Source organism: Salipiger sp. ABF4_146 (genome assembly GCF_056161345.1).
The window spans coordinates 17,894-41,934 of sequence record NZ_JBSWYX010000017.1; the positions used below are offsets into that span (position 1 = coordinate 17,894).

General features: G+C 66.5%; 19 protein-coding genes. 10 read left to right on the forward strand and 9 right to left on the reverse strand.

Translation table 11 applies throughout. The features are described from left to right. The first annotated feature begins 107 nt into the window (after positions 1–107). Positions 108–1,040 carry a LysR family transcriptional regulator gene (locus ACXAJT_RS20685; RefSeq protein ID WP_475238405.1) on the forward strand — a complete coding sequence of 311 codons (933 nt, stop codon included), beginning with the start codon at positions 108–110 and terminating at the stop codon, positions 1,038–1,040. Between the two features lie 84 nt (positions 1,041–1,124). Beyond that, a complete protein-coding gene (locus ACXAJT_RS20690; RefSeq protein WP_475238408.1) occupies positions 1,125–1,697 on the forward strand; it encodes a UbiX family flavin prenyltransferase in 573 nt (190 codons plus the stop codon). Positions 1,698–1,706: 9 nt separating this feature from the next. Here the strand turns inward: ACXAJT_RS20690 and ACXAJT_RS20695 are convergent, their stop codons facing one another. The 7 genes from ACXAJT_RS20695 to ACXAJT_RS20725 form a co-directional block, all read right to left on the reverse strand. Further along, positions 1,707–2,222, reverse strand: coding sequence for a TIGR02444 family protein (locus ACXAJT_RS20695; RefSeq protein ID WP_475238411.1), 516 nt, complete (start codon positions 2,220–2,222; stop codon positions 1,707–1,709). Then, complete coding sequence (locus ACXAJT_RS20700; protein WP_475238413.1) at positions 2,212–3,423, reverse strand: alpha-hydroxy acid oxidase; 1,212 nt, start codon at positions 3,421–3,423, stop codon at positions 2,212–2,214. Before ACXAJT_RS20700 ends, ACXAJT_RS20695 begins: the two co-directional genes overlap by 11 nt. 11 nt (positions 3,424–3,434) lie before the next feature. After that, entirely contained in the window at positions 3,435–5,135 is a 1,701-nt protein-coding gene (locus ACXAJT_RS20705; protein ID WP_475238415.1) for a thiamine pyrophosphate-requiring protein, read from the reverse strand. Positions 5,136–5,410: 275 nt separating this feature from the next. Further along, positions 5,411–7,330, reverse strand: a complete 1,920-nt coding sequence (gene ftsH / locus ACXAJT_RS20710) for an ATP-dependent zinc metalloprotease FtsH (protein ID WP_475238419.1) — start codon at positions 7,328–7,330, stop codon at positions 5,411–5,413. A gap of 271 nt (positions 7,331–7,601) precedes the next feature. Next, positions 7,602–8,207: a hypothetical protein gene (locus ACXAJT_RS20715; protein WP_475238420.1), complete on the reverse strand. Its 606-nt coding sequence runs from the start codon at positions 8,205–8,207 to the stop codon at positions 7,602–7,604. 56 nt (positions 8,208–8,263) lie between these two features. Beyond that, positions 8,264–9,997, reverse strand: coding sequence for a S41 family peptidase (locus ACXAJT_RS20720; RefSeq protein WP_475238614.1), 1,734 nt, complete (start codon positions 9,995–9,997; stop codon positions 8,264–8,266). A 280-nt stretch (positions 9,998–10,277) separates the two neighbouring features. Further along, positions 10,278–11,519, reverse strand: coding sequence for an LpqB family beta-propeller domain-containing protein (locus ACXAJT_RS20725; RefSeq protein WP_475238422.1), 1,242 nt, complete (start codon positions 11,517–11,519; stop codon positions 10,278–10,280). Positions 11,520–11,750: 231 nt separating this feature from the next. Here ACXAJT_RS20725 and ACXAJT_RS20730 point away from each other — a divergent pair, with 231 nt between their 5' ends. Next, positions 11,751–12,044: a hypothetical protein gene (locus ACXAJT_RS20730; protein WP_475238427.1), complete on the forward strand. Its 294-nt coding sequence runs from the start codon at positions 11,751–11,753 to the stop codon at positions 12,042–12,044. Here ACXAJT_RS20730 and ACXAJT_RS20735 read toward each other — a convergent pair. After that, positions 12,029–13,459: a ferredoxin reductase family protein gene (locus ACXAJT_RS20735; RefSeq protein WP_475238432.1), complete on the reverse strand. Its 1,431-nt coding sequence runs from the start codon at positions 13,457–13,459 to the stop codon at positions 12,029–12,031. The two genes, ACXAJT_RS20730 and ACXAJT_RS20735, sit on opposite strands and share 16 nt — an antisense overlap. A gap of 342 nt (positions 13,460–13,801) precedes the next feature. Here ACXAJT_RS20735 and ACXAJT_RS20740 point away from each other — a divergent pair, with 342 nt between their 5' ends. From ACXAJT_RS20740 to ACXAJT_RS20770, 7 genes are all read left to right on the forward strand, one after another. Continuing rightward, positions 13,802–14,743 (forward strand): LysR substrate-binding domain-containing protein, encoded by a 942-nt coding sequence (locus ACXAJT_RS20740; protein ID WP_475238436.1) that lies wholly within the window; start codon positions 13,802–13,804, stop codon positions 14,741–14,743. Between the two features lie 493 nt (positions 14,744–15,236). Next, positions 15,237–16,205 (forward strand): ABC transporter permease, encoded by a 969-nt coding sequence (locus tag ACXAJT_RS20745; RefSeq protein ID WP_475238438.1) that lies wholly within the window; start codon positions 15,237–15,239, stop codon positions 16,203–16,205. A gap of 4 nt (positions 16,206–16,209) precedes the next feature. Next, a complete protein-coding gene (locus ACXAJT_RS20750) occupies positions 16,210–17,154 on the forward strand; it encodes an ABC transporter permease (protein ID WP_475238442.1) in 945 nt (314 codons plus the stop codon). Then, positions 17,129–18,181 (forward strand): ABC transporter ATP-binding protein, encoded by a 1,053-nt coding sequence (locus tag ACXAJT_RS20755; RefSeq protein ID WP_475238446.1) that lies wholly within the window; start codon positions 17,129–17,131, stop codon positions 18,179–18,181. Before ACXAJT_RS20750 ends, ACXAJT_RS20755 begins: the two co-directional genes overlap by 26 nt. Then, entirely contained in the window at positions 18,178–19,221 is a 1,044-nt protein-coding gene (locus ACXAJT_RS20760; RefSeq protein WP_475238448.1) for an ABC transporter ATP-binding protein, read from the forward strand. The genes ACXAJT_RS20755 and ACXAJT_RS20760 overlap by 4 nt, the downstream gene beginning before the upstream one ends. 38 nt (positions 19,222–19,259) lie before the next feature. After that, positions 19,260–20,999: an ABC transporter substrate-binding protein gene (locus ACXAJT_RS20765; protein WP_475238451.1), complete on the forward strand. Its 1,740-nt coding sequence runs from the start codon at positions 19,260–19,262 to the stop codon at positions 20,997–20,999. A gap of 100 nt (positions 21,000–21,099) precedes the next feature. Further along, positions 21,100–22,467 (forward strand): LLM class flavin-dependent oxidoreductase, encoded by a 1,368-nt coding sequence (locus ACXAJT_RS20770; protein WP_475238454.1) that lies wholly within the window; start codon positions 21,100–21,102, stop codon positions 22,465–22,467. Between the two features lie 181 nt (positions 22,468–22,648). On the opposite strand, the gene ACXAJT_RS20775 is transcribed toward ACXAJT_RS20770, so the two are convergent. After that, positions 22,649–24,034 (reverse strand): LLM class flavin-dependent oxidoreductase, encoded by a 1,386-nt coding sequence (locus ACXAJT_RS20775; RefSeq protein ID WP_475238456.1) that lies wholly within the window; start codon positions 24,032–24,034, stop codon positions 22,649–22,651. Positions 24,035–24,041 lie beyond the last annotated feature (7 nt).

Here is a 24,041-nt window from a genome sequence, read left to right on the forward strand (position 1 = left end):
ACGCTACGAAGGTGGACCGATACATTCTATTAATATCGAATGATTGGAGGTATAGCGCATCACTATGCCAAAGGAGTCCAATGGCAGAAACAGGGAGGAGCGCAACGATGGAACTGCGGCAGCTGCAATATTTTACGGTGGTCTATGAAGAGGGATCGGTCACCCGTGCCTCGCAGCGTCTCAACGTGGTGCAACCGGCGCTGAGCCAGCAGATTTCCAAACTCGAGGAAGAACTCGGACGCCAGCTCTTTGTCCGTACGCCGAAGGGCATGGTGCCCACGCAACAGGGCGACGAGGCCTATCGGATGTTCAGCGACGTGCTGCGCGACCTGCGCGCCGCCTGCCAGAAACTCGAAGACGACGATGGGCAGGTGCGGGGCACGGTCACGCTGGGCGTGGTGACTTCGGTGGCCAACAACGCGCTGGTCGACACGCTGCTCGGCTTCCACCAGAAGTACCCGGACGTGCACGTGCGCGCGACCGGGGGCTATACCGACGAGTTGAACGAGATGCTGCGCTCGGGGCAGCTCGACCTCATCGTGATCAACGTGCCGACCCAAGCCCGCCGCGCGCATATGACCGACATTATCTGCGAAGACCTTGCGCTTATCGCTGCTGCCAGCACCCCGTTGCCGCTGACCACGCCGGTCGAGATCAACGCCCTCAACGCGCTCAAACTGGTGATCCCCTCGGCACGCCACGGTTTGCGCGCGATCATGGATCGCGCCGCCATGGCCTCGGGGGTCACGCTCGAGCCGCGGATGGAGTTCGACGACCTCAAACCGATTGAGGATTTCATCGCCCATTCAGATTTCTTCACCCTGCTGCCGCCGCTGGCGGTCAGTCGCGCGCTGCGTGCCGGGCAGTTGAAGGCCTATCCGATCACCCCGACGATTCCGCGCCGGCTGGTGTGCATCACCGCGCCCGACCGGCCGCTGTCGCGGGCTGCGGAGTTGCTGATCGACGAACTGCGCGAGCGGATGATCGACTTCTCCTATGACGTATCTGTCTCTCTTGAGGATGAAGCCCCCAACGCATAGCGCAGCACGATACCCCCTATCAGGCCAACGATCTTGTCCGGAGGGGTTCCCGATTGGCACTCTGCGCCCCGGGAGGACTATGTCATGGCCAAGAACAACCGGCTGATTGTCGGCATTTCCGGTGCGTCCGGCGTCATTTACGGGATACGGCTGCTGCAGATGCTGCGCGATCTGCCGGTCGAGTCGCATCTGGTCATGTCGCGCTCCGCCGAGATCACCGTCGCGCATGAGACCGACTGGAAGATCGCCGACATCCGCGCGCTGGCCGACCGCTGGTACAAGCAAGAAGATATCGGCGCCTCGATCTCCAGCGGCTCGTTCCACACGCTTGGCATGGTCGTCGCGCCCTGCTCGGTGCGCTCGGCCTCCGAGATCGCCAATGGCGTCACCTCGACACTGCTGACCCGCGCCGCCGACGTGGTTCTGAAGGAGCGCCGCCGCCTCGTGCTGATGGTGCGCGAGACGCCGCTGCATCTGGGCCACCTGCGCACCCTGACCACGCTGGCCGAGATCGGCGCGATCATCGCGCCGCCGGTGCCAGCCTTCTACGCCCGCCCCGAAACGCTGGACGCGATGGTCGACCACACGCTGGGCCGGGTGATGGATATGTTCGACATTGAGACCGGTACAGTGAAACGCTGGAAAGACGACGCCTGAGCGGCGCCATCAGAGGCAGCGCTCCACCAGCGCGGCGCGCGCCTTGGCCTCTCCGGCGCCTCGAGGCGCCAGCGCTGCAAAGCTGTCGAGGTTGGCAGCCATCGCGGCGGCGGGGTCCGGATCGGCGGTGTAGCTTTCAGGGTGCGTGGAAACCCGGTCCTCGAACAGCGCGAAGAGCATGTCCTGCTCGAGCCGTTCCGCCTCGATCTCCCATTTCTGGATGCCGGCACGCAGAGTTTCGCGCGGCCCGTCCGGGCAGACCTGCCAGCCCTTGAGCCGCCGGCGCACCGCCCGCAGTAGGCGCACGACCTCGGTGTGCCACTCGGCGACCGCCTCGGCAAAGCGCGCCGCCTCGTCTGCGCTGATGCGCCGCCCCTCGGATCCCAGCCAGAGCCCGAAGAGCAGCAAGTTCACATCCGCGCCGGTCTCTTCTTGGATCGCGAGACACAGCGTCGGCACCTCCGCCCGGCCATAGCGGCCAAGCGAGAAGCGCCAGAAGCGGTGCGCGCCGGGATCAGGCTGCATAGGCATCGCGATGCCGGATTGTGACATTGGGCAGATCGGCAACGCTCCACGCTCCGGACTGCGCCATGGTGACGGCGAACTCCTCGCGGATCAGCCCGGCGAAATGGCTGCCGCCGTCGTCTCCCAGCGCTGCCAGCGCGTATAGGAAGGCGCGACCGCAGAAAGCCGCCTCGGCCCCCAGCGACAACGCCCGCGCCACGTCGAGCCCCGAACGTACACCGCTGTCGAACATCAGCGTCGCCTTGCCGTCCACCCGGTCGCGGATCCGCGGCAGCACGTCGGCGGGACTGGGCGCCGCATCCGACTGCCGCCCGCCATGGTTCGACACGAGGATGCCGTCCGCCCCGGCGTTCACCGCCGCGGCGGCATCATCGGGATGCAGCACGCCCTTGACGATCAGCGCGCCGTCCCACGCCTTGCGCATGCGGGCGATCTCCTCCCAAGAGAAGCTGCCGATCAGTTCCTTTTGGACAAAGCCCGCCACCCGATCGAGGCTCGGCTTGCCGTCGACATATCGGTCGATGTTGGCGAATTTCGGCGCGCCATGGCGCAGCAGCGCCGAGGTCCACGCCGGCGAGGTGGCCACCTCCCAGACGGTGCGCGGCGTCGGGCGAAACGGCACGACGAGCCGGTTGTGCAGATCGCGCGGGCGCTTGGCGCGCACCGGCGCGTCGAGCGTGGCGACGATCGCCGTCACCCCCGCCGCCTTGGCGCGGGCGATCATGTCGAAGGTCACGCGGTGATCATCGCGCGGGAAGCCGTAAAGCTGCAGCCATGTATTGCCGCCAGCCACTTCGGCCACCTCCTCCAGCGTGGAATTGGCCAGCGTGCCGGTGATATAGGGGATCTCTCCCTCCTTGGCGGCCCGCGCCAGCGACATGGTCGCCCCCGGCCAGATCAGCGCGTCCATGCCCGTGGGGGCGATGCCGATGGGGGCACTGTAGTCGCGCCCGAACAGACTTGCCTTGGTGTCGGCCTTGCGCAGATCGCCGTAGCGCGGGACGATCTCGATAGCGTCGAGCGCGCGGCGGTTGACCTCGACGCCCCAGTCGGCGCCGGTACCACCCTGCACGAAATCGAAGGCGAACTTGGGAACGCGCCGCCGGGCGCGGTCCTCGAGGAATTCATAGGTCGGCGCGGCATAGGTCATCTGTGCCGCGCGACCGCTGCGGGAGCCGGGGCCCCATGCGGATTTGGCCATGCTCGCCTCCGTCAGTAGTCGCAGAGAATATTAACCAGCGCCTGACGCCCTGCGCGGGTCGCAGCCAGAGCCTCTTCGAGCGCCGGGCGCAGCTCTGCCACGGTCTCGACGCGCAGGCCCAGCCCCTCGGCCCCGGCAAGGCTTTCGAAGGCCGGTGTCGGGCTGAGGTCGGCCAGCATCCGCCCGCCGCCGCGCGACGAGTGTCCCTCGGGGTACATCGCGAGGGTCGAATTGCGCACCGCCCCGTGCAGCGCGTTGTTGAAGATGATGGTCAGCACCGGCAGCCCCTGAGCCTGCGCCACCCAGTGGCTCGCGGTGGGGTTGGTGAAGATATAGGCGCCGTCGCCCATGGTGCAGATCACGTCGCGCTCGGACTGTGCCAGCTTGATCCCCAGCGCCGCACCAAGCCCCCAGCCGAGGCCACCCGCCGGCGAGAGGCCGAAGTAACTGCCCGGCTCGGTCCGGACGCAATGTTCGACCCGCAAGGGGTACTCGTTGACGATGGCAGCCTCGGCTGGAGCGATTTCGCCGATCACCCGGCTGATGTATTCGGGTGTCAGCGTTTCCTGCGGCTCGCCCTTGGCGCGGGTCGCAGCCCTTGCCTCGGCGATGCTCGCCTTAAGCCCGTCACGGCGCGCCTCTGCGGCGGGCAGCGAGGGGCCGAGAATGTCGAGCAGCCCTTCCAGCACATCCGCCGGGCGCCCGGCGATCGACATGTCAGAGCGGAAGCTGCGCATTGGATAGCGTGCGAAGACCGGGTCTTCGCCGACGTGCACGATCTTGGCGGTCGCGGGCGGCTCGGCCAGCTGCGGCACCCATGGCACGTCGCAATCCAGAACGAGGATGAAGTCCGCCTCGCGCACCCACGGCATGGGATCATGCCCGGCTTCGAAGGGGTGTTCCGAGGAGATCGACACAAAGCGCTGGTGGTAACTGGTGACCGGCACGGCATAGCGCTCGGCCAGTTCCGACAGCGCATGGAAGGCGCGGCCATCGTGCCCGGCATTGGCAGTGACGATCAGCGGTCGCTCGGCTTCGCGCAGCATGCCAGCGATCTGTTCGAGCGTCTCGCGCGGCACGGTGGGCGCGACCACCGGCGGGCGCGGCGCGATGGTCTCCTCGCTGCGGCTGTCTTCGGCGGCCAGCACGTCGCGCGGCAGGGTCAGATAAACCGGCCCCTTGGGCGAGGACTCGGCAACCTCCATGGCCCGGTTCACCACGTCGCGCATCTGGTCGGCGAGGTGCAGCTCATAATCCCATTTCACCGCCTCGCGGATCATCCCGGCCTGATCGAACATCTCCTGCGCCCAATGGATATAGCGGGTGCGGGTGCCCAGATGGCCCTTTTCGGAAAACGGCGAGCGCCCGGCCATGAGCAGCATAGGCACCTGTTCGCGGCTGGCGTCGAGCACGGCGTTGATCGTGTTGGCGGTGCCCACGTTGACGTGAACCATGACTGCCTGCATCCGGCCCGTCGCAAGGTAGACCCCATGCGCCATCGCCACAGCGGTGTTCTCATGCGGCACGACGACGGGCTTGGGCAGCGCGCGCTCTTCGGCCTCGGCCTTGCAGTAGGCCTCGACGATTGGAGGAAAATCCGTTCCGCCGTTGGCAAAGAGAAAGTCGATGCCCGCCGCCTGCAGCTGCGCAAGCAGCGTGTCGGCGGCAGAGGCCGCAGTGGTCGCCACGGCGCCGGTCAGATGTTGATTCATGGAAAATCCTCCTCGCCCAAATCAATGACCGCAGCGTGGCGCAGGATCAAATTGGAATCCCCTCACCACCCTATAGCGTTTCGCGATAGGCACCGGGCAAGAGCCATCACGCAGGCAAGATGTCTCAGCTCTGGACCGGGCGTGCTGCGCTTCCTCATGCGCCTGCCCATGCGCTTCGGGCGCCGAGACATTTGCAGCGGCAGCCGGTCCAACATACAGCCACCTTGCAAGACCGCAGCTGTGCTCAGGCATCTCTGCCTCCAAGGACGCAGACCTCAGCGCGTCCGGCCTTCGCTGCCCTTGCCCGGCTGTTCGACCGGGCGCGCCATCTGGTGCACATTGCCCGAGCCGCTGAGAAGCTTCGATATCTGCTCGCTGTCCAGGGTTTCGTCCTGCTCCAACTGCCGAACCAGATCGAGGATTTCCGTCTCATGCTCTTCGATGAGGCTGCCTGCGGCCTGCTCGGCCTCCTTGAGCAGCTTGATCACCGCCGCATCCGCATGCGCGGCAGTGGCGTCGGAATGCTCTCTGGGCTGGGCGAAGCTCTGCCCAAGGAAGGGGCTGTCGTCAGAGGTTCGAAGGTCCACCGGCCCCAGCGCCTCGGTCATGCCCCAGCGGGTCACCATCGAGCGCGCGATGCGCGTGGCGCGACGGATGTCGTCATCGGCCCCCGAACTCACCGAGCCGGTGAACCGGCGTTCGGCGGCGCGGCCCGCGAGCATGATCACCAGATGCGTGCGCAGATACTCTTCGGGCAGCGTGTGATGCTCTTCACCCTCCAGCATATGCGTGCCGCCAAGGGCCTGCCCGCGCGGGATAATCGTCACCTTGTAAAGCGGGTCGGCGCCGGGCGAGTAGAAGGCGGCAGCGGCATGCCCGGCTTCGTGCACCGCAAGGCGGTGACGCTCGCCCGGGCCGATGGCGAGGTTGCGCACGGTGCCCATCATCACCTTGTCGCGGGCCTCCTGCAGATCCGCGGTGCTGATGCTCTGCGCGCGCCGCCGCGCGGCGTTGATCGCGCCCTCGTTCAGCAGGTTTTTGAGATCGGCGCCCGAAAAGCCGGGCGTGCCCGCGGCGATCTCTGAAAGGTCGCCCGGCGCGTCCAGCGGAAGCTCTGCCGAGTGCAGCGTCAGGATCGCCAGCCGGCCCGCGCGGTCCGGCAGGTTGAGCGTGACATGGCGGTCGAAGCGGCCGGGGCGCAGCAGCGCGGGGTCCAGCACATCTGGCCTGTTGGTGGCGGCCAGCACCACCACCGCCTCCTTGCCCTCGAAGCCGTCCAGTTCGGCGAGGATCTGGTTCAGCGTCTGTTCGCGCTCGTCATGACCGCCGCCAAGCCCGGTGCCGCGGGTGCGCCCGATGCTGTCTAGCTCGTCGATGAAGATCACCGCGGGCGCGGCCTTGCGTGCCGCTTCGAACATCTTGCGCACGCGGCCCGCGCCAACCCCGACAAAGACCTCGATGAATTCCGAGCCCGAGGTCGAGAAGAAGGGCACCCCCGCCTCTCCGGCAAGGGCCTTGGCCATGAGCGTCTTGCCGGTGCCCGGCGGGCCCATCAGCAGCACGCCATGCGGCACTTCGGCGCCGACGCTCTGGTAGCGGTCCGGCTCGCGCAGGAAGTCGACCAGTTCGGCAACTTCGCGCTTGGCCTGTTCCTGTCCGGCGACATCGGCAAACGTGACTTGGGTGTGGGTCTCGGCGGGGGTCGAGAACCGCCCCTTGAACAGCCCCGCCGCGCCGCCCGCGCCCATACCGCCGCCCATCTGCCCGATCATCCGCCGCTGCAGCCAGAAATAGACGCCGAGGATCACAATCCATGGCAGCAGAAACATCCAGATCGAACTGTCGCTCGGGGCCTCGGCGGAGATCGCGACCTGCTGGCTTTCCAGCATCGGCAGAAGCGAAGGATCGCTCTGCGCCGGGGTGATCGCGCGATAACGTGCGGTGCCACCCGCCGTATCGGGCACCGACACGGTGATCGCGTGATCGGAGAGCGTCGCCGAAGTGACCTGACCGCTCTGGATCAACTCTTTCACCGCGCTGTAGGATCTCGTCTCGGCCGCCGGGGTCTGGCTGTCCTCGTCGAAGACCAGCGCGAGCGTGATGAAGATCGCAACCAGCACGATGGCGGCGCGCAGCCATTGTTCGGGCAGCGGAGGCGGTGGTGTTGGGTCCGGCGGCTGTTGCTTGTCGGCCATTGGAGGTCCTCCTCATCTCGGAAGCCTGCGTGTTTTGGCGGCGCGGTGCGTTGATCCCTGTCAAACCGTTACACGCCTGCATCGGATGCGCGCAGCCCCACTATACACCATTCGCATGCTCTTCGCCGGGCGGCGTCGGCGCCGCGCTGCCGTCCGCCGAAGCCGGTGCATCCATCGATGGCTCTGCGCCACGAACGGCGCTCGGCATAGCCGCCCGCGAAGTGCCGGAACAGCGCGACCAGAGCCGCCCGCTTCGGCTCTGAGCCCTGGCTCAGTCGATTTCCAGATCCAGAGTGAAGGTCTGCGGACTGCCAAGCTTGCTGACAACCTCCACGACGTAGTCCCCGGTCGATGGCAGCGTGCCGCTGAATGGAACCGTTGCATCCGTTCCGCCCAGCAAAATCGATCCATCCGGGCTGCGCAGGATGTAGTACATCGGGCCGCGCGCCGGCGTGAGGTGCACATCAAGCGTCTGCCCTGCCCGCGCCGCCAGAACGAATTGCTTTGCGCCCCCGGCCCCAAGCGCGCCGGTGAGCCTTGCGCCGCGGGTGCCGGGGGCGAAGGTGATCCGCTGCGGCGCAAGCGCGGCTTTGTCGGCGGCGCGGGCAAACGCTGCCTCACTCGCCTCAGGGCTGGCGGGGGTCAGCGTCTCGATAGCGCCGTCCCTGTAGCCAAAGCACTCCCAGACCCCGCCCTGCGGGCCCTGCAGATAGACCATGGTGCCCGCCTCGGAATAGCTTGTATCCACCACTTGCAGGGTCGCGCGTGCGATCCCCTCACGCTCGGCAAGCGCCGCGCCGCAGCCGTCGATCACCGGCTGCACAAGCGGGTCTTCGGCCAGCACGGCATGTGCGGCGAGGCACAGGGGAAAAAGCAAAGGCACGGTCTTCGTGGCAGCCCTCCATCGGCTGGGTGTCTCACCCCTTGGCGTTCTCATTGCCCGATCTGCCGAAGCAGGGCCGCGACCGCGGCTTCAAGCTGCGGGTCGCGCCCGGCTTCGATGTCATCCGGGGTCATCCCAACCACCTCGTCCGGCACGATCTCGCGGTTCTCAAAGAACTCTCCCTCGGCGGTCCGGAAGCCCAGTTGCGGCACGCCCAGCACCAGCCGCGGCTCCAGCAAGGGCGGGCGCACCACGGCGGTGCCGGTGCCCGGCACGCGATCACCGACCGAGGGGCCAAGTTCCTCACGCACATAGTAATAGGGAAAGACCGAGGCGTCCGAGTAATCCCAAGTGTTCATCACCAGCGCCGTGGGCTTGGCCCACCGGGTGTAGGGCGTGGTGCCAAGATCGACACCGCTGCGCGTCACGAGGCCGGAGTGCCGGCTGCCGGTGAGAAACGCCGTAAGCTGGTCATGCAGGAAGCCGCCGAAATTGAAACGCTGGTCGACGATCGCGCCCTGCTTGTCACGCGCCCGCCCCATGAGGTCGGAGTAGACCTGCCGGAACGAAGCATCGTTCATCCGGCGCACGTGGGTATAGCCAAGGCGACCGCCGGACAGGTCTTCGACCATGGCGCGGCGGCGCGTCACCCACTGCTGGTAGGCAAGCTCGGCGTTGGTGCCGGGCGCGGCCGCGCGCAAAGTGACGTCTGTCACCTCTCCGCCCTCCGCAGGCCGGACGGTCAGGCGCAGAAGATCGCCACCCCGGCGATTGAGATAGGGCACGATGTCTTGATCTGCGCCGATCTCCTCGCCATCGACCGCAAGGATGACCGCGCCCGCCTCCAGCGGCCCCCCGACCAGCGCCGCCGGACCGCCGGGCAGCGTTGCGACGATACGCACGCCCGGGCCATCATGCGCGGTGTCATAGAAGAGCCCAAGCTCGGCAGTCCTGTCCCAAGCTTGATTGTCGGCCTCGAAACGAGCCCCGAAATGCGAGGCATTGAGCTCGCCCAGAAGCTCCCCCATCAGTTCGGCAAAATCCTCCCAGTGGGAGATATGCGGAAGGTATTTGGCGTAAGCCTCACGCATCGCGGGCCAGTCGACCCCATGCATCCCGGCGTCATAGAATTTCGACTGCACAAAGCGCCAATGATGCTCGAACAGGTATTCCATCTCGGCGACCGGCTCGAAACCGGCCTGCAGCGCGAAAGGCACCGGGGTCATCGCGCCCGAGGCAACGTCGACCCGCTCAAGTCGATCCTCGTAGACCAGAAACAGCGTGCTGCGATCAGGGCTTATCGCCACATCCGCAAGCCCCGCCACCGATTGCGCCAAGATCTGCCGTGGCAGCCCCGAGGCCATGTCGATCGCCGTGCCGGACAGCACGCCGCTCTCGGGTTGCACCGTCACCAGCAGCATCCTGGCGTTGTCGGGGGTCATCTCGGCAAGCACCGGCAGAACCGGCGCTCCGGTCACGCGGACCCTGCGATGGGCGAGACCTGCGAAGTCCGGCGTAAGCGCTGCTGCCGCGTCCTGTCCGGCGTCGGCCTGCCCGTCTGCCGCTGGCGCCGCCTTTCCCAGATCGCGCTGCAGGTAGCCCTCGGGCGTGAGATAGGCGGCCACCACGTCTTTTCTGCCGCCCTGCTCGTCGAGATTGCGCTGCGAGAATCGGTCCGTCGCCCAAAACACCACCGAGCCTTCCGGGCTGAACCCCGCCTGCCTGTCACCAAACCCCGAGTCCGAAATATTATGCCGCTGATGCGGCGGCGCGGTCTCGATCATCTCCACCTCGGTATTGGCCGAGGCAAAGCCGGTGGTCGTTAGGATGAACCGCCCGTCGGGCGACCACTCGAAATCGAACTCGGTCTCGCTGTAGAAATAGGTCGCGCTGTCGGGCAGGATCTCGGTGCTTTCGCCGCGGCTCGTGTCCCAGATGCGGATGGCGTTCCGGTCGTCGCGGTAAGCGATACGCGCGCCGTCTGGGGCGTACGCGGGCTGCAGCGCATCGCTTTCGGTGTCGATCAAAAGCCGCTCATCCAGATCAAGCGCCGACAGGAAGCCCTCATTCTCGTCGCGCACCAGCGCGGTCTGGTAGATGTCCCAGTCGCCGCTCCGTTCGGCAGCGTAGAGCAGGCTGCGACCGTCGGGCGCATAGCTGACCGAACGCTCGGCCTGCGGGGTGGCGGTGATGCGGCGAACCTCTCCTGTCGCGGTGGACATCACTCACAAAGACATCGCCCCGCGCGACCAGCGCCAGCTCCGCCCCATCGGGGGACACCGCCACCTCGGAGATCTGCGCGCCTAGGTCGCCGTAGACCTCGCCGGTCAACAACGTCCCCTGCCGGATGCGGATCGGCACCTGCACCGGGGCATCCGCGTCCGGATCGAGCCGCCAGACCTGCGTGTCAAAGGTATAGAACAGCGTGCCATCCTCGGCGGCAGAGACAAAGCGCACGGGCAGATCCTGATGCGAGGTGACACGTGTCGGAGCGTCCTCGCCCGCCAGCGGCATACGCCAGATGTTGAAGCTCTCGGGCTCTGCGTCCGGATCGCCAAGCCCCGCGTCCGGCATCTCGGTCGCCCAGAACAACTCAGAGCCGTCGGCGGAAAACGCCGGGCTGCGGTCGCTCCCGCGGTATTGGGTCAGCCGGCGGTGGCTGCCCGCCTGCAGATCGTAGAGCCACAGATCGCCGGTCGCGTCCGATATCTCGCCCTTGCGCCATGGCGTTTCGGGGGATTTCCGATCGACATAGGCCAGGCTGCGGCCATCGGGGCTGATGTCGGCCTGACCGGTCGGAAGCGGCATCACCAGTCGCGGGCGGCCTCCGTCTACCGGAACCAGCATCACCACGCCGACAGCTTGGCCGATCCCTGCCAGATGATCCGCCTCCGGCTCTCCCAGCCGGGCGGCAGAGAACAGAACCTCCGTGCCATCGGCAGAAAAGGTCAGCGGAAGTTCGGCGCCCGAATGATACGTCAGACGACGTATGGGGCCGCCTTGCGCGGAGATGACAAAGACATCGGCGACATTGAAACGGTCGGACGCAAAGGCGATGCGGGCGCTGTCCGGCGACCAGACCGGCGAGTTGCTGCGGAACTGCCGCTCGGTCAGCGGCGCGGCCTCTCCGCCTTCGCTGGACACGATCCAGATCTGACCGCGGTAGGCAAAGGCGATGCTCTCGCCATCGGGCGAGACCTGCGCGCCTCTGATCCAGTAGGGGGCCATGTCTTCGGCCCGCGCCGTCGTCGCGGTCAGGGCTGTCCCGGCCAGAAGGCCGAGTAGAAAAGCAACAATCGTCTTCATGCAATGTCTCCGGTGTCCGGCACAATAAATCTGAAGGTATATATTTATCGCCTTTGTGCCATGGCTAAGGAGCGCAAGGCTCTTGAAGTCATCTTACCGAAGGCGCGCTTTGAAAGACGCGGACGCCCCGCATTTTGCCCCCCGCCGCAACCACGCCCCGCCCCTGTCGCGGCTTGCCCGGTGGCCAGCGTAACGGCATCATGGGGCCGAGCTGTTCCGGAGACCATCGCCATGCGCCTGCCAGCCACCCCACGCCGCCATGTCCCGCTGATCGCCGGATTGTTCTGCGTCGCATTGGTCGGTCCCTGCGGCGCCGAGGACCACTCGCCCGGCGGGCAGGCGTGGTCCGACGCCTGCGCCAAATGCCACCGCAGCACCGACAGCATCGCCTACGCTTTGCCCAAGCCCGACGACACTACCGGAAAGGACCGTCTGGACCGTTTTATTCTGATGCACCACGCGCCGTCCGACGCAGAGACCCGCGCGGCGCTGGTCGAGTGGCTCGCGGATCACGCCAGCCAGTAAAGCAGCACCAGCCCCAGCACCGCCCCGAGGGTCGCCGCGAACACCGTCAGCCTCAGCCGGTCCTTGACCGAGGTCGCCCCCGCTCCGTAGCGGAACCTCTCGTAGTCGATCCGATCAAGCGGCACGCCCATCGCAAGCGCGCTGTCGGCAATCAAGGTCATCATCGGCCCCGGCCCACAAATCATCACCTCGCAGGCAGAGGGCTCCAGCCCCTCCATCGCACGCTCCAGAAGTGCGGCGCTCATCGGGCCTTGCAGCATGCCGGGGTGATCTTCAGGCGTGTCCGAAATCAGCATCGGCGCGACACCGAGCGTCTCGCAGGCCGGGCGGTAAAGCTCTGCTGGCACCATCGCCGCGGCGGACCGCGCAGCATAGAGAAAGCGCACGGGACGGTGGTTGCCCGCTTGCGCCAGCGCCCCGAGGATCGACAGGATCGGCGCGATGCCGACGCCGCCCGCCACGAGGATCAACGGCCCCTCGCCACGCGGCACGAAACTGCCATGCGGCGCATCCAGCGACACCTCGGTGCCCACGGCGATCGCCCCGATGCCTTGGGTGAAATCCCCGGCCTCCTGCACCACGAGGCGCACCTCCGCCTCGCCCGGCGGCGAGGCGATAGAAAACGGGTGGTCGTGCAGGGGCAAACGCTTGGCTCCGAAGGCGACCCACGCGAACTGCCCCGGCTGAAACGCCAGCGACCGGCCCGGCGGCGGCGACAGCCGCAGCAGCCACAGCTTTTCGGCGATCGACCGGTTTTCCGCGACCGTCCAGCGCTGTGCCTCGGGCCGAACGAGACGCCCGGCATAGACCGAGAGCGCAGGCACACAGGCCGCCAGTGTCAGCCCCAGCCAGAGCGCCGCCATTGCCGCGCCTCCCGGCCCGTCGCCGAGGACATGCCACAGTAGCGCCACCACCAGCCCCAGCGCCCCCAGCGCATGCCCCGCGCGCCAGATCTGGTAGCGCATGGGCAGCCGGTCGCGCAGCAACGCCAGCAGCACCACCAGCGTCAGCAAAGCCAACGCGATCCGCCCATCCCAGAACCCCGGCGCCGTCAGCACAAACTCGAGCCGGCGCGCCAACCGCCCCGGCCGGTCCGGATCGGGCAGCCCGATCAGCGCCAGCACATGCACCAGCGCCAACAGCAACGCCAGCGGCGCCGCCCACTTGTGGAACGCCATGGTAACATCGATGCCAATCCGGCCCGAGATCGCCTCGAACCGACCGCTGGTCAGCATCTGCGCCAGCACCATCACCGCCGCGGCGATGCCGCAGGCCGTGGCCAGCCGCATCGCGCCCTGCCAGTGACCGGGCTCGGACAGCAGTGCCGCGACCATCGGCACGGCAACCAGCCCGACGTAAAGGCTGGCAAGCACAGGCGGCGGCAAACCACCGCGTTTCGGCGCTTTCTGAGACATGGCGCGCGAGTCTCCTTTGGGGCCAGTCTAACGCGCCTCCAAGCCCAGGCATTTGACACGGATCACTGCACCCGCCGGAAACCGCGGCTGGCCGGACTTTTCACCGGGATCTTGCGCATATGCCGCTGCCGCTTTCGCGGCCTGCTGAAAACGCGGCGCAGACCATAGGCAAACGCCGGTTCTGCGAGCACAGCGCAGACGCCCGCGCAAAATTTTGCAAAAGACCGGACATAAGGGTCGGCGCTGCGGAAGATTTATTCTTCACTCAGCTTAGCGGCCGGCCAACATATCCGACCCGGCCTGCGCCGCACGACACCCCATCACGAACCATACGGGCCGCAGATGCTCAACGTCCGAAATATCGAAGCTTTCAAGGCCGTTATTGAAACCGGCACGGTCAGCCGCGCGGCCTCGCGTCTCTGCGTCTCGCAGCCCGCGATCAGCAAGATGCTGCAGAACCTCGAATATGACACCGGCCTTGCGCTGTTCGAGCGCAGCCCCGGACGGGTGCGGCCCACCGGCGATGCGCTTTTGCTGTTCGAAGAGATCAACAGGCTCTATCGCGGGCTCGACCGGCTGGAGAGCGCCGCCTCGGATATCCGCAACATGAAGGGCACGCTGCTGTCGATCGGCGTCATGCCGGCGCTGTCGACCGGCTTTATCCAAGACCTCGTGATGGAATATCAAAACAGCAACAGCGCCGCGCGAGTCGCCCTGCACGCGCGCAGCACCCCCAAGATCGTCGACATGCTGATCTCTGGCGGGCTGGACATCGGCGTGTCGTCGCATCCCATCGACGACCCCGAGATCGACCATATCGCGCTCGACAGCCGTCCTTATGTCTGCGTCATGCCGCCCGGCCACCGGTTGGCAAAGAAAGCGGCGCTCGGCCCGGCGGATCTCGAGGGGGAGCGCTTTATCAATTTCACCCCGACCTCGGACCTGCGGGCGCAGGTCGATGAGCTTTTCACCGGCGCGGGCGTGCAGCGCGACATCATCACCGAGGCCTCGATGGCCCCCAGCATCTGCGCCATGGTGGCACGAGGGCTGGGCGTGGCGCTGCTCAATCCGCTGTATCTGGGCGCGTTTTCGCAACTGGTGACCTGCCGTCCGTTTTCACCGACGGTCAGTTCGGAAGTGCGTCTTCTGCTGCCACGGCACCGCCCGCGCACCGGTCAGGTGCAGCGCTTCATCGAGCTGGCACTGGCCCACCCCGAAAGCCTCGGCCCGGCGTTGGCCCCGCCGCCGGGCAGCACTGCAGCGACCGCCGCAGAGATGCGCTGATCCGCCAGCCCCCGCGCGGCGCTCCAAGTGCTCCCATATGTAGATCAACATCCCAGCGTCGGGCACGTCGCCCCCTGACCCAATCCTAAGCCGGGCTTGGATGTCGAAGCGCGCGCAGAGCACCGGCAGCAGATGCGGGTCCGCTACGCTAGAAGGCCAATGCGATCGCGGTTCTCGCCGCCTCCTACCCTCACACCACAGCATGCCCCGCCCTACGTGGCATTTGCACGAGACGCTGCGGCGTCGCGCGGGCGTGCCTCGCGGCGCCCACATAGCGCCCCGGGTCATCCTGCGCGGCCCCTTGATGCCGCCTCACAGCAGGGCATCCGGTTATGGCAACGCCCTGCCCCATAACCTGAGTTCGATGCACACCTATAATTTGGAATTTGACCCTGCGGGGTGCGGCATCTCATCCTGAGCCCATCAGAACTTATTGAAATCATTAGGCTGCAGGCGCGCTGATCCCCGCCTTGCGGCAACGGGAGAGCTTGGCTTGCAGGTCACCCAGTTCATCATACGCCGCCTCATCTTCTCGGTGCTGCTGCTCTTTGGTGTCAGCGTCATCGTTTTCGCGCTGGTCAACGCCGTGGGCAATCCGATCGAGATCCTCCTCGCCGAACGCCCGGGCATCAGCCAGCAGGCCATCGACCAGATGACCGCCTACTACGGCCTCGATAAACCGGCGGTGACCCGCTACCTGATCTGGGCCGGGAACCTGCTTCAGGGCGATTTCGGCACCTCGATCATCTACAACCAGCCAGTCTGGGAGATGATGACGGTCTGGGGCGTGGAAACGCTCAAGATCCAAGTGCCCGGCATCCTCATCGCGCTGGTGATCGCCACCGTCATGGCGGTGACGGCGGCGGTGCGGCAATACAGCAAGGTCGATTTCGGAGTGATGGCCAGCGCCATGCTGGGCCAGTCGCTGCCGGGCTTCTTCGTCGGCATCCTGCTGATCCTGATCTTCTCTTACTGGCTGGGAATTTTCCCCTCTTACGGCGCCTATTCGATGCGCGCGCCGCTGTGGGGCAATCACATGCTGGACGCGCTGTGGCACATGGTGCTGCCGGTGGCGATGCTGACCTTCTTCAACACCGCCGCGCTGACGCTGCTGATGCGGTCCAACCTCGTCGACATCCTGCGCCATGACTTCGTCACCGCCGCCCGCGCCAGCGGTCTGCCCGAGGGTCGGATCATCTACGGCCACGCGCTGCGCAACGCGCTGATCCCGGTGCTGACCTACCTGTCGATCCTGTTCGGGCTGATGCTGGGCACCGCCCCGGTGACAGAGACCGTCTTCACGTGGCCCGGCGTCGGATACCTCTACATCAACGCGATCCAGCAGCTCGATTACCCGGTGATCCTCGGCGTCACCATGGCGATCTCGGTGATGCTCGTGCTGGCCACGCTGCTCACCGACATCGCCTACGTGCTCATCGATCCCCGCATCAGACTGGACTGACCCCATGGCCTCGATTGATCCGATCACCCCGACCGCGGGCACCGCGGCGGCCCGCCACGACAAGCCGCGCGGCATGTGGGCGCAGGGCTGGTCCCGCTTCCGCCGCAACCGCAGCGGCATGCTCGGCCTCGTGCTGGTCAGCCTCGTGGTGCTGGTGGCGATCCTCTCGCCGCTGATCGCGCCCTACGCCGCCGACGACCAGTCGGCGATGCTCAACTTCGGCTCGCGCGCCGCGCCCAGCCTCGCGCATCCCTTCGGCACCGACCGCATGGGCTATGACGTCTTCACCCGCGTGGTCTATGGCGCGCCGACCGCACTGGCGGTGGGGCTCGGCACGATGCTGGTGGCCTCGGTGCTGGGGCTGCTGATCTGCGGCATCAGCGGCTATGTCGGCGGATGGGCCGACGAGGTGATGATGCGCATCACCGAGTTCTTTCTGGTGCTGCCGGTCTTCGTGGTCATCCTCGCCGTGGTGCGGCTCTTCGGGGTGATCGTCGTCGGCACGCCGTTCGAAGAGATCCCCTATCTCAACCTCGGCACCATCGTCGTGCTGCTTGGCCTGTTCGGCTGGCCGCCCATCGCGCGCATCGCCCGCGCCGAATTCATGCGCCTCAAGAGCATGGAGTTCGTCGAGGCCGCGCGCTGTATCGGCGCCACCCGCGGCGACATCCTGATGCGGCACATCCTGCCCAACGCCATGCCCTCGCTGGTGGTGATCATCGCGCTGGGGATCGGCTCGGCCATCCTGTCCGAAGCGATGGTCAGCTTCCTTGGCTTCGGCGATCCCGAGGCGATCAGCTGGGGCCAGCTTCTCTATTTCAACTACGAGAACCTCAAGGTCTCGCCTTGGGCGTCCATCGCCCCGAGCGCGGCGATCTTCATCACGGTTCTTGGCTTCAACCTTCTTGCAGATGGGCTGTCCGATGCTTTCAATCCCCGCGTCAAATGATCCCCTGTCCAACGCCCCGGCGACTGCCGCGGCACCGCTGCTCGACGTGCGCGGGCTGAGCGTCAGCTTCGGCAAGGGCGCCAGCGCTGTGCCGGCGGTGATGGGCGTCGATCTGGCGGTGGGACGTCAGGAAACGCTGTGCCTTGTCGGCGAAAGCGGCTCGGGAAAGTCCGTGACCTCGCTGGCGCTCATGGGCCTGCCCCCGGCGGGCGCGCAGGTCACCGGCGGGACAGTGATGTTCGAGGGCGAGGATCTGACCGCCAAATCGGCCAAGGCCATGGGCCGCGTGCGCGGCAGGCGCATGGCGATGGTGTTCCAGAATCCGGCGCATTCGCTCAATCCGATCCTCAGCATCGGCGCGCAGCTGGGCGAGATCTACGCCTGGCACACCGGCGCGGGCAAGCTCGAGACCCGCGAGCGCGTCGGCTACCTGCTGCGACAGGTCGGCATCACCGACGCCACCAGCCGCCTGAACCAGTTCCCGCACGAGCTGTCGGGCGGCATGAAGCAACGCGTCTGCATCGCCCGGGCGCTGCTCTGCGATCCGGCGCTGATCCTTGCCGACGAGCCCACAACCAACCTCGACGTGACCATTCAGGCGCAGATCCTCGACCTGCTCGACGAGATCAAAGAGCGCTTTCACACCTCCATCCTGCTGGTCACCCATGACATGGGCGTGGTGGCGCGCATGGCCGACCGGATCTCGGTGATGTACTCGGGGCGCATCTGCGAAAGCGGCGCGGCGCGCACGGTGTTTCGCGACCCGCAGCATCCCTACACCCGCGCTTTGCTGGACAGCACACCGCGCATCGACCAGCGCTACGCCCCCGGCACGCAAAGCCTGCCTGCCATCGGCGGCAAGCCCCCGAACCCGGCGGAGCGGCCCAGCGGCTGCCAGTTCAACCCGCGCTGCGGCGAAGCGCAGGAGGACTGCCGCCGCCACCTGCCAAAGATGACCGCCAGCGGCCCCGGCCACGCCGTCAGCTGCCTGCGCCGCGGCTCGCTGATCGAGGAGGACGCCGCATGACCGCACCCTTCCCCGTGCCCGATCCCGACCTGCTGACCGTGCGCGGCCTGCAGAAACTCTACCCGGTGACCAAACGCGGGTTGTTCCGCAGCCGCCAGACCGGGGTGATCCGCGCCGTCGACGAGATCTCCTTTTCCGTGGCGCGCGGCCAGACCCTCGGCCTTGTGGGCGAGTCCGGCTGCGGCAAGTCGACCACCGCGCGCTCGATCCTGCATCTCATCGGTGCCAGCGGCGGCGAGGTGAGGCTCGGCGGGCAAGACCTGCTGGCGACGCTGGGCGGCGATGACCGCAAGGCCGAACTGGCCATGCGCCGACGCGTGCAATACGTCTTTCAGGACCCCTATATGTCGCTCAACCCGCGCTGGACCATCGCGCAAACGCTGTCCGAGCCGCTGCGCGTGCACGCGCTGCTGCCACCCGCGGCATGGCGCCCGCGGGTGCTGGAACTGCTGGAACTCGTGGGGCTGGAGCCGCATCACGCCGACCGCTACCCGCATGAGTTCTCGGGCGGTCAGCGCCAGCGCGTCGGCATCGCCCGCGCGCTTGCGGTGGACCCCGAACTGCTGATCCTCGACGAGCCGGTGTCGTCGCTCGACGTTTCGGTGCGGGCGCAGATCCTCAACCTGCTGGCACGGCTGCAGGCCGAACTGGGGCTGACCTATCTGTTCATCTCGCACGACCTCAGTTCGGTGCGCTTCCTCAGCACCCGCGTCGCGGTGATGTATCTGGGCAAGATCGTCGAGATCGCCGATGTCGACACGCTCTTCGAGGGTCCGCGCCATCCCTACACGCGCGCCCTGCTCAGTGCGATCCCGGTGCCCGATCCCGACCGCCCCGCCGCCCGCAACACGCTGCGCGGAGAGATCCCCAGCGCGATGAACATGCCCGCCGCCTGCCGTTTCCACACCCGCTGCCCGCGCGCCAGCGCGGTCTGCGCGGCGCATGAACCGCCGATGACCACCCAGAAGGGTCACGCGCTCGCCTGCCACCACCCGCTGGACGAACCGGCCCCGGCCGAACCGCTCGGCGCCGACAGCTAAGCCACGACCACACCTCAGCAACAGGGACCAGAACCGACATGCAAGCCAACCAGACACGCAGGAACTTTCTCAAGACCACCGGCGCCGCCGCAGCCGCGATGGCGGGCACGGCGCCGGGCTTGGGCCGCGCCGCCGCGCCGTTCTTCCGGATGTATATGATGATCCCCAACAACCAGCCCGCGCGGATGATCTGGGGCACGCTGGCGGCGCAGCAGATCTCGAAGCTGGGGGTCGACGTGCAATCGAGCTACGTCCCGTGGTCGGTGATTACACCGCGGCGCACCAACGGTGAGGGCAAGAGCCACGCCGAAGGCGGCTGGGACGCCTATCTCGAGCGCTACTACTACAACTCGATCACCCCGATGCCGAACAACCTGTTTTCGTCCTCGGCCTTCCCGCCGGCCGGGCAAAACTACTACTACGTGGATGACGAAGAGATCGACGCCTCGCTGGCCGATTACGCCGCGGCGCGCGAGGAAGGGCCGCGCATGGAGGCGATCACCCGCTTCCAGAAGCGCTGGTACGACATCCAGCCGATGACCATCCTGTTCTACCCCGAGGATGTCATCGCCACGAACCCCAAGCTCTCGGGCTTTTCCGGCACCACCTTCAACCCGGTGTTCTTTCCCGACCCCGAGAACTGGACGATCGAGGATGCGGGGCCCGACGCCTCGGCCGCCTTCGCCTCGTGGCAGCCGCCGCAGAACCTCACGCCGATGTACACCGGCGGCTATTCCGACGCCAACGTCTTTGGTCCGGTTTACAACCGGCTTTACGAGTACAAGGACTGGGAAAGCAAAGAGATCGTTCCGGCGCTGGCCACCGGGCACACCATGTCCGAAGACGGCAAGCAATGGGTGATCACCCTGCGCGACGGCGTCACGTGGCACAGCGGCGAGCCGTTCACCGCCGAGGACGTGGTGTTCACTTGGCAGATGATCATGAACCCCGAGTATGCCTCGCCGTTCAACGCGCCGTTCACCGAGATCTTCGGCTCTCCCGACGCGTTCCGCGCCACCGGCCCGCTTGAGATCACCGTCGATCTGCCCGAGTTCACCGTGCAGTTCGAGCATTGGGTGATGAACGCCATGCAAGTGATGCCGAAACACGTGCTGGAGGGCATCGCCCCCGCCGATCTGCGCGCCCACCCGTTCAACACCTGGAACGGCAGCTACGAGGTGACGCTGTCGGACGGCTCGACCTACACCGCGCAGGGCGGCGTCGGCACCGGCCCGTGGGTCTGTCAGGGACAGGACCAGATGCGCAACACCTTCGTCTACGCCAAGAACGCGGACTATTGGAAAGAGACGCCGGGCAACGTCGAGAGCTTCTACGTGGTCAACATTCAGGGCTCGGACGCGGTGCTCTCGGCGCTGCGCGCCGGCGAGATCGATGCGCATGACCCGATGTACGATATCGGCTCGCTGGTCGACACCATCGATCCGTCCTGGGGCAAGGTGCAGACCTACGACAGCTACAAGTGGCAGCACGTGTGCTACAACCTGCAGCACCCGGTCTTCGGCACCGGCGTCGACACGCCGCTTGGCCGCGAAGACCCGTCGCGCGCCGCCGAAGCCGCGGCCTATGTGCGTCAGGCCTTCAGCCACGCGATGCCGCGCGAACAGATCGTGCAGGAGATCGCCAGCGGCTTTGGCGCGGCGGGCACCGTGCCGATGCCCTTCACCGCGCCGGAATACGCCAAGGAGCTGCTCGAACCCATCGAATACGACCTCGAGATCGCGCGCGAGTTCATGACCAAGGCCGGCTACGTCTACTGACACCGGCCCGCAGCGACCTGCCTTGGGCGCCATGACGCGCCCGGGGCCTTCGCCCACGGCACAGCCCTGGACACATCCCCGCAAGAAACGGATCCAAGAGATGACTGACAAAAAGATGCGGCTCGGCCTGTCGATGCGCGGCGTCGGCTATCACCCCTCCGCGTGGCGCCACCCCGATGTGCCGGCCAATGGCGCCAGCGAGATCGAGCATTTCCACACCGTCGCCAAACACGCCGAGCGCGGCAAGATCGACATGATCTTCTTTGCCGACGGCGCGGGGGTCCGCGCCAAGGACACGCCCAAGGGCTCGCTGGCCCGGCTCGGGCATTACATCACAGACATCGAACCGACGGTGCTGCTGGCCTCGATCTCGGCGGTGACCACGCATCTGGGCCTCGTGAGCACCGCCTCCACCGCCTATAACGAGCCCTACAACCTTGCCCGCCGTTTCGCCGGCATCGACCTGATGAGCCATGGCCGCGCGGGCTGGAACGTGGTGGCGTCGTGGTCGAACGAAGAGGCGAAGAACTTCGGCCTCGAACAGGTGCGCGACTACACCGAACGCTATGAGCGCGCCGCCGAGTTCGTCGAGGTGGTGACCGGCCTTTGGGACAGTTGGGAAGAGGACGCCTTCCCGCTCGACAAGGCCTCGGGCCTGTTCTTTGACGAGACCAAGATGCACCGGCTCAACCATGAAGGGAAACACTTCCGGGTGCGCGGCCCGCTGAACGCGCGCCCCTCCGAGCAGGGCCGGCCGATCGTGGTGCAGGCGGGCAATTCGCCCGCCGGGCGCGACATCGGCGCCAAACATGCCGAGGTGATCTATACCGCCGCGCGCAGCGTCGAAGAGGCGCTGGAGTATTATGCCGACATGCGCGAGCGGCTCGCCAAATTCGGTCGCCCCGCCGATGCGCTGCGGGTGATGCCCGGCTTCCGCACCTACATCGGGCGCAGCCGCGAGGAGGCGCAGGAGAAGTTCGAAATGATGCAGGATCTGATCGAGCCGGTGGTTGGCCTGTCGTTCCTTGCCGACACCTTCGGCGATCTCTCCGGTCTGCCGCTGGACGCGCCGATCCCGGCAGATTTCAAGCCCCGCAGCGACAATGAAAGCCTCAGTGGCTGGGCCGAACGGCTGATCGCCAGCGCCCGGCAAGAGGGCAAGACGATCCGCGATCTCTATCTCGAACAGGCCGGTCAGGCGTCGAGCAACTATGTCGGCACCGCCGCCGATATCGCCGACATCATGGAGGACTGGTTCCACAAGGGCGCCTGCGATGGCTTTAACCTGACCGTGCCGCATCTGCCCGGCGGCGCGGCAGATGTGGCCGACCTGCTGGTGCCGGAACTGCAGCGGCGCGGGCTGTTCCGCACCGAATACGAAGGCCGCACCTTGCGTGAAAACCTTGGCCTGCCGGCGCATGTGAACCGCTACACCGCAGCGCGCGAGCGCGAGACGACCATGGCCTGAGCGCCGCGACGGGATCTTCCCAACTGCCCCCCGGACCGGTGCCGGGGGGCTTTTTTGTCAGCTGACAATTGCGCGCGTGGCGGCAGTCCGTAGATACAAAAAGAGCGGGCCCGGAGGCCCGCCCTCTCGGCGCCGGGGACGGGAGCAGCCCCCAAGGCGACCCTCAATCCATCTGCCGTGCTCAGTGCGAAACGGCGATCGCTTCTTCAGACTCCGAACTTTCCGAGCCACGGCCTGCCAGCGGGTTCGGCTTGGCCTCCAGCCCCAGCCGGGCGCGCAGCGTCTCGCCTTGGTAATCGCTCTGCGCCAGCCCGCGGCGGCGCAGTTCGGGCACCAGAAGATTGAGGAAGTCTTCGGCCCCGCCGGGCATATAGGGGGCCATCAGGTTCCAGCCGTCGCAAGCGCCATCTTCGAACCAATCCTGCATCACGTCGGCGATCTGCTCGACCGTGCCGCAGCAGACGTTGTGCCCCGAAGAGATCGAGATCTCCTCATAAACCTGCCGGATGGTCATCGGGGTGGCGCGCAGGCGGCGCTCCCATTGCTCGATGGCGCTTTTCACGCCGTTGGACTCCGGCAGCGGCAGCGGCACCAGATCGTCGGGATCATAAGCGCTGAGGTCACCGAACATCTTCGAGATGAGTTGCAGGCCGACGTCCGGATGCACCAGCGCCTTCAGGTCATCAAGCTTGGCCTGCGCCTCTTCTTCGGTGGCGCCGATGATCGGCATGATACCCGGCATAATCATCACCTGCGCCGGATCGCGGCCCGCAGCCGCGACCCGCGCCTTCATGTCGGCGTAGAACTCCTTGGCGATCTCCTTATCCTTCTGCCCGGTGTAGATGATGTCGGCGATGCGCGCGCCCAGTTCGCGCCCCGGCCCCGAGCCGCCCGCCTGCGCGATCACCGGATAGCCCTGCGGCGAGCGTTCAAGGTTGAGCGGCCCGCGCACCTGATAATGCTTGCCGCTGTGGTTGAGCAGATGCATGCCCTCGGGGCGGAAATAGCGGCCCTCGTCCTTGTCGCGCACGAAAGCGTCGTCGTCCCAGCTGTTCCACAGGCCGGTGACCACATCGAAGAACTCATTGGCGCGCTCATAGCGCTCGGAGTGTTCCATCAGCGCGTCGCGGCTGAAGTTCAGCGCCTCTTCCTCGCTCCAGCCGGTGACCACGTTCCAGCCCGCGCGCCCCTCCGAGATATGGTCCAGCGAGGCGAACTTGCGGGCCAGCGCATAGGGCTCGTTGTAGGTGGTCGAGGCGGTGCAGATCAGGCCGATGCTCTCGGTCACCGCCGACATGGCAGCCAGCAGGGTGATCGGCTCGAACCGGTCAATATGGCCGTGGCGGCTCAGTTCCTCGGCATCCTTGTGCGGGATGCGGACCGCGGCACCGTCAGCAAGGAACATGAAGTCGACCTTCTGCGCCTCGGCCTGTTTGATGATCTTGGCGTAGCCTTTGAAATCATTGGCGATACCGGCGTTGGCATCGGGGTGGCGCCAGCCCGAGTTATGGGCGCCGTTCTGCACCATGTTGATGCCGATCTTCATGCGGCGTTGGGTCGTGGGCATCTTGGTC

Bases quoted from the DNA above. Each gene is read 5' to 3' on its own strand.
- ACXAJT_RS20690 (WP_475238408.1), top strand. From the start codon at position 1,125: ATGGCCAAGAACAACCGGCTGATTGTCGGCATTTCCGGTGCGTCCGGC.
- ACXAJT_RS20685 (WP_475238405.1), top strand. From the start codon at position 108: ATGGAACTGCGGCAGCTGCAATATTTTACGGTGGTCTATGAAGAGGGA.
- ACXAJT_RS20770 (WP_475238454.1), top strand. From the start codon at position 21,100: ATGACTGACAAAAAGATGCGGCTCGGCCTGTCGATGCGCGGCGTCGGC.
- ACXAJT_RS20775 (WP_475238456.1), bottom strand. From the start codon at position 24,034: ATGCCCACGACCCAACGCCGCATGAAGATCGGCATCAACATGGTGCAG.
- ACXAJT_RS20760 (WP_475238448.1), top strand. From the start codon at position 18,178: ATGACCGCACCCTTCCCCGTGCCCGATCCCGACCTGCTGACCGTGCGC.
- ACXAJT_RS20725 (WP_475238422.1), bottom strand. From the start codon at position 11,519: ATGAAGACGATTGTTGCTTTTCTACTCGGCCTTCTGGCCGGGACAGCC.
- ACXAJT_RS20755 (WP_475238446.1), top strand. From the start codon at position 17,129: ATGCTTTCAATCCCCGCGTCAAATGATCCCCTGTCCAACGCCCCGGCG.
- ACXAJT_RS20705 (WP_475238415.1), bottom strand. From the start codon at position 5,135: ATGAATCAACATCTGACCGGCGCCGTGGCGACCACTGCGGCCTCTGCC.
- ACXAJT_RS20735 (WP_475238432.1), bottom strand. From the start codon at position 13,459: ATGTCTCAGAAAGCGCCGAAACGCGGTGGTTTGCCGCCGCCTGTGCTT.
- ACXAJT_RS20695 (WP_475238411.1), bottom strand. From the start codon at position 2,222: ATGCAGCCTGATCCCGGCGCGCACCGCTTCTGGCGCTTCTCGCTTGGC.
- ACXAJT_RS20740 (WP_475238436.1), top strand. From the start codon at position 13,802: ATGCTCAACGTCCGAAATATCGAAGCTTTCAAGGCCGTTATTGAAACC.
- ACXAJT_RS20730 (WP_475238427.1), top strand. From the start codon at position 11,751: ATGCGCCTGCCAGCCACCCCACGCCGCCATGTCCCGCTGATCGCCGGA.
- ftsH (WP_475238419.1), bottom strand. From the start codon at position 7,330: ATGGCCGACAAGCAACAGCCGCCGGACCCAACACCACCGCCTCCGCTG.
- ACXAJT_RS20700 (WP_475238413.1), bottom strand. From the start codon at position 3,423: ATGGCCAAATCCGCATGGGGCCCCGGCTCCCGCAGCGGTCGCGCGGCA.
- ACXAJT_RS20765 (WP_475238451.1), top strand. From the start codon at position 19,260: ATGCAAGCCAACCAGACACGCAGGAACTTTCTCAAGACCACCGGCGCC.
- ACXAJT_RS20750 (WP_475238442.1), top strand. From the start codon at position 16,210: ATGGCCTCGATTGATCCGATCACCCCGACCGCGGGCACCGCGGCGGCC.
- ACXAJT_RS20720 (WP_475238614.1), bottom strand. From the start codon at position 9,997: ATGATCGAGACCGCGCCGCCGCATCAGCGGCATAATATTTCGGACTCG.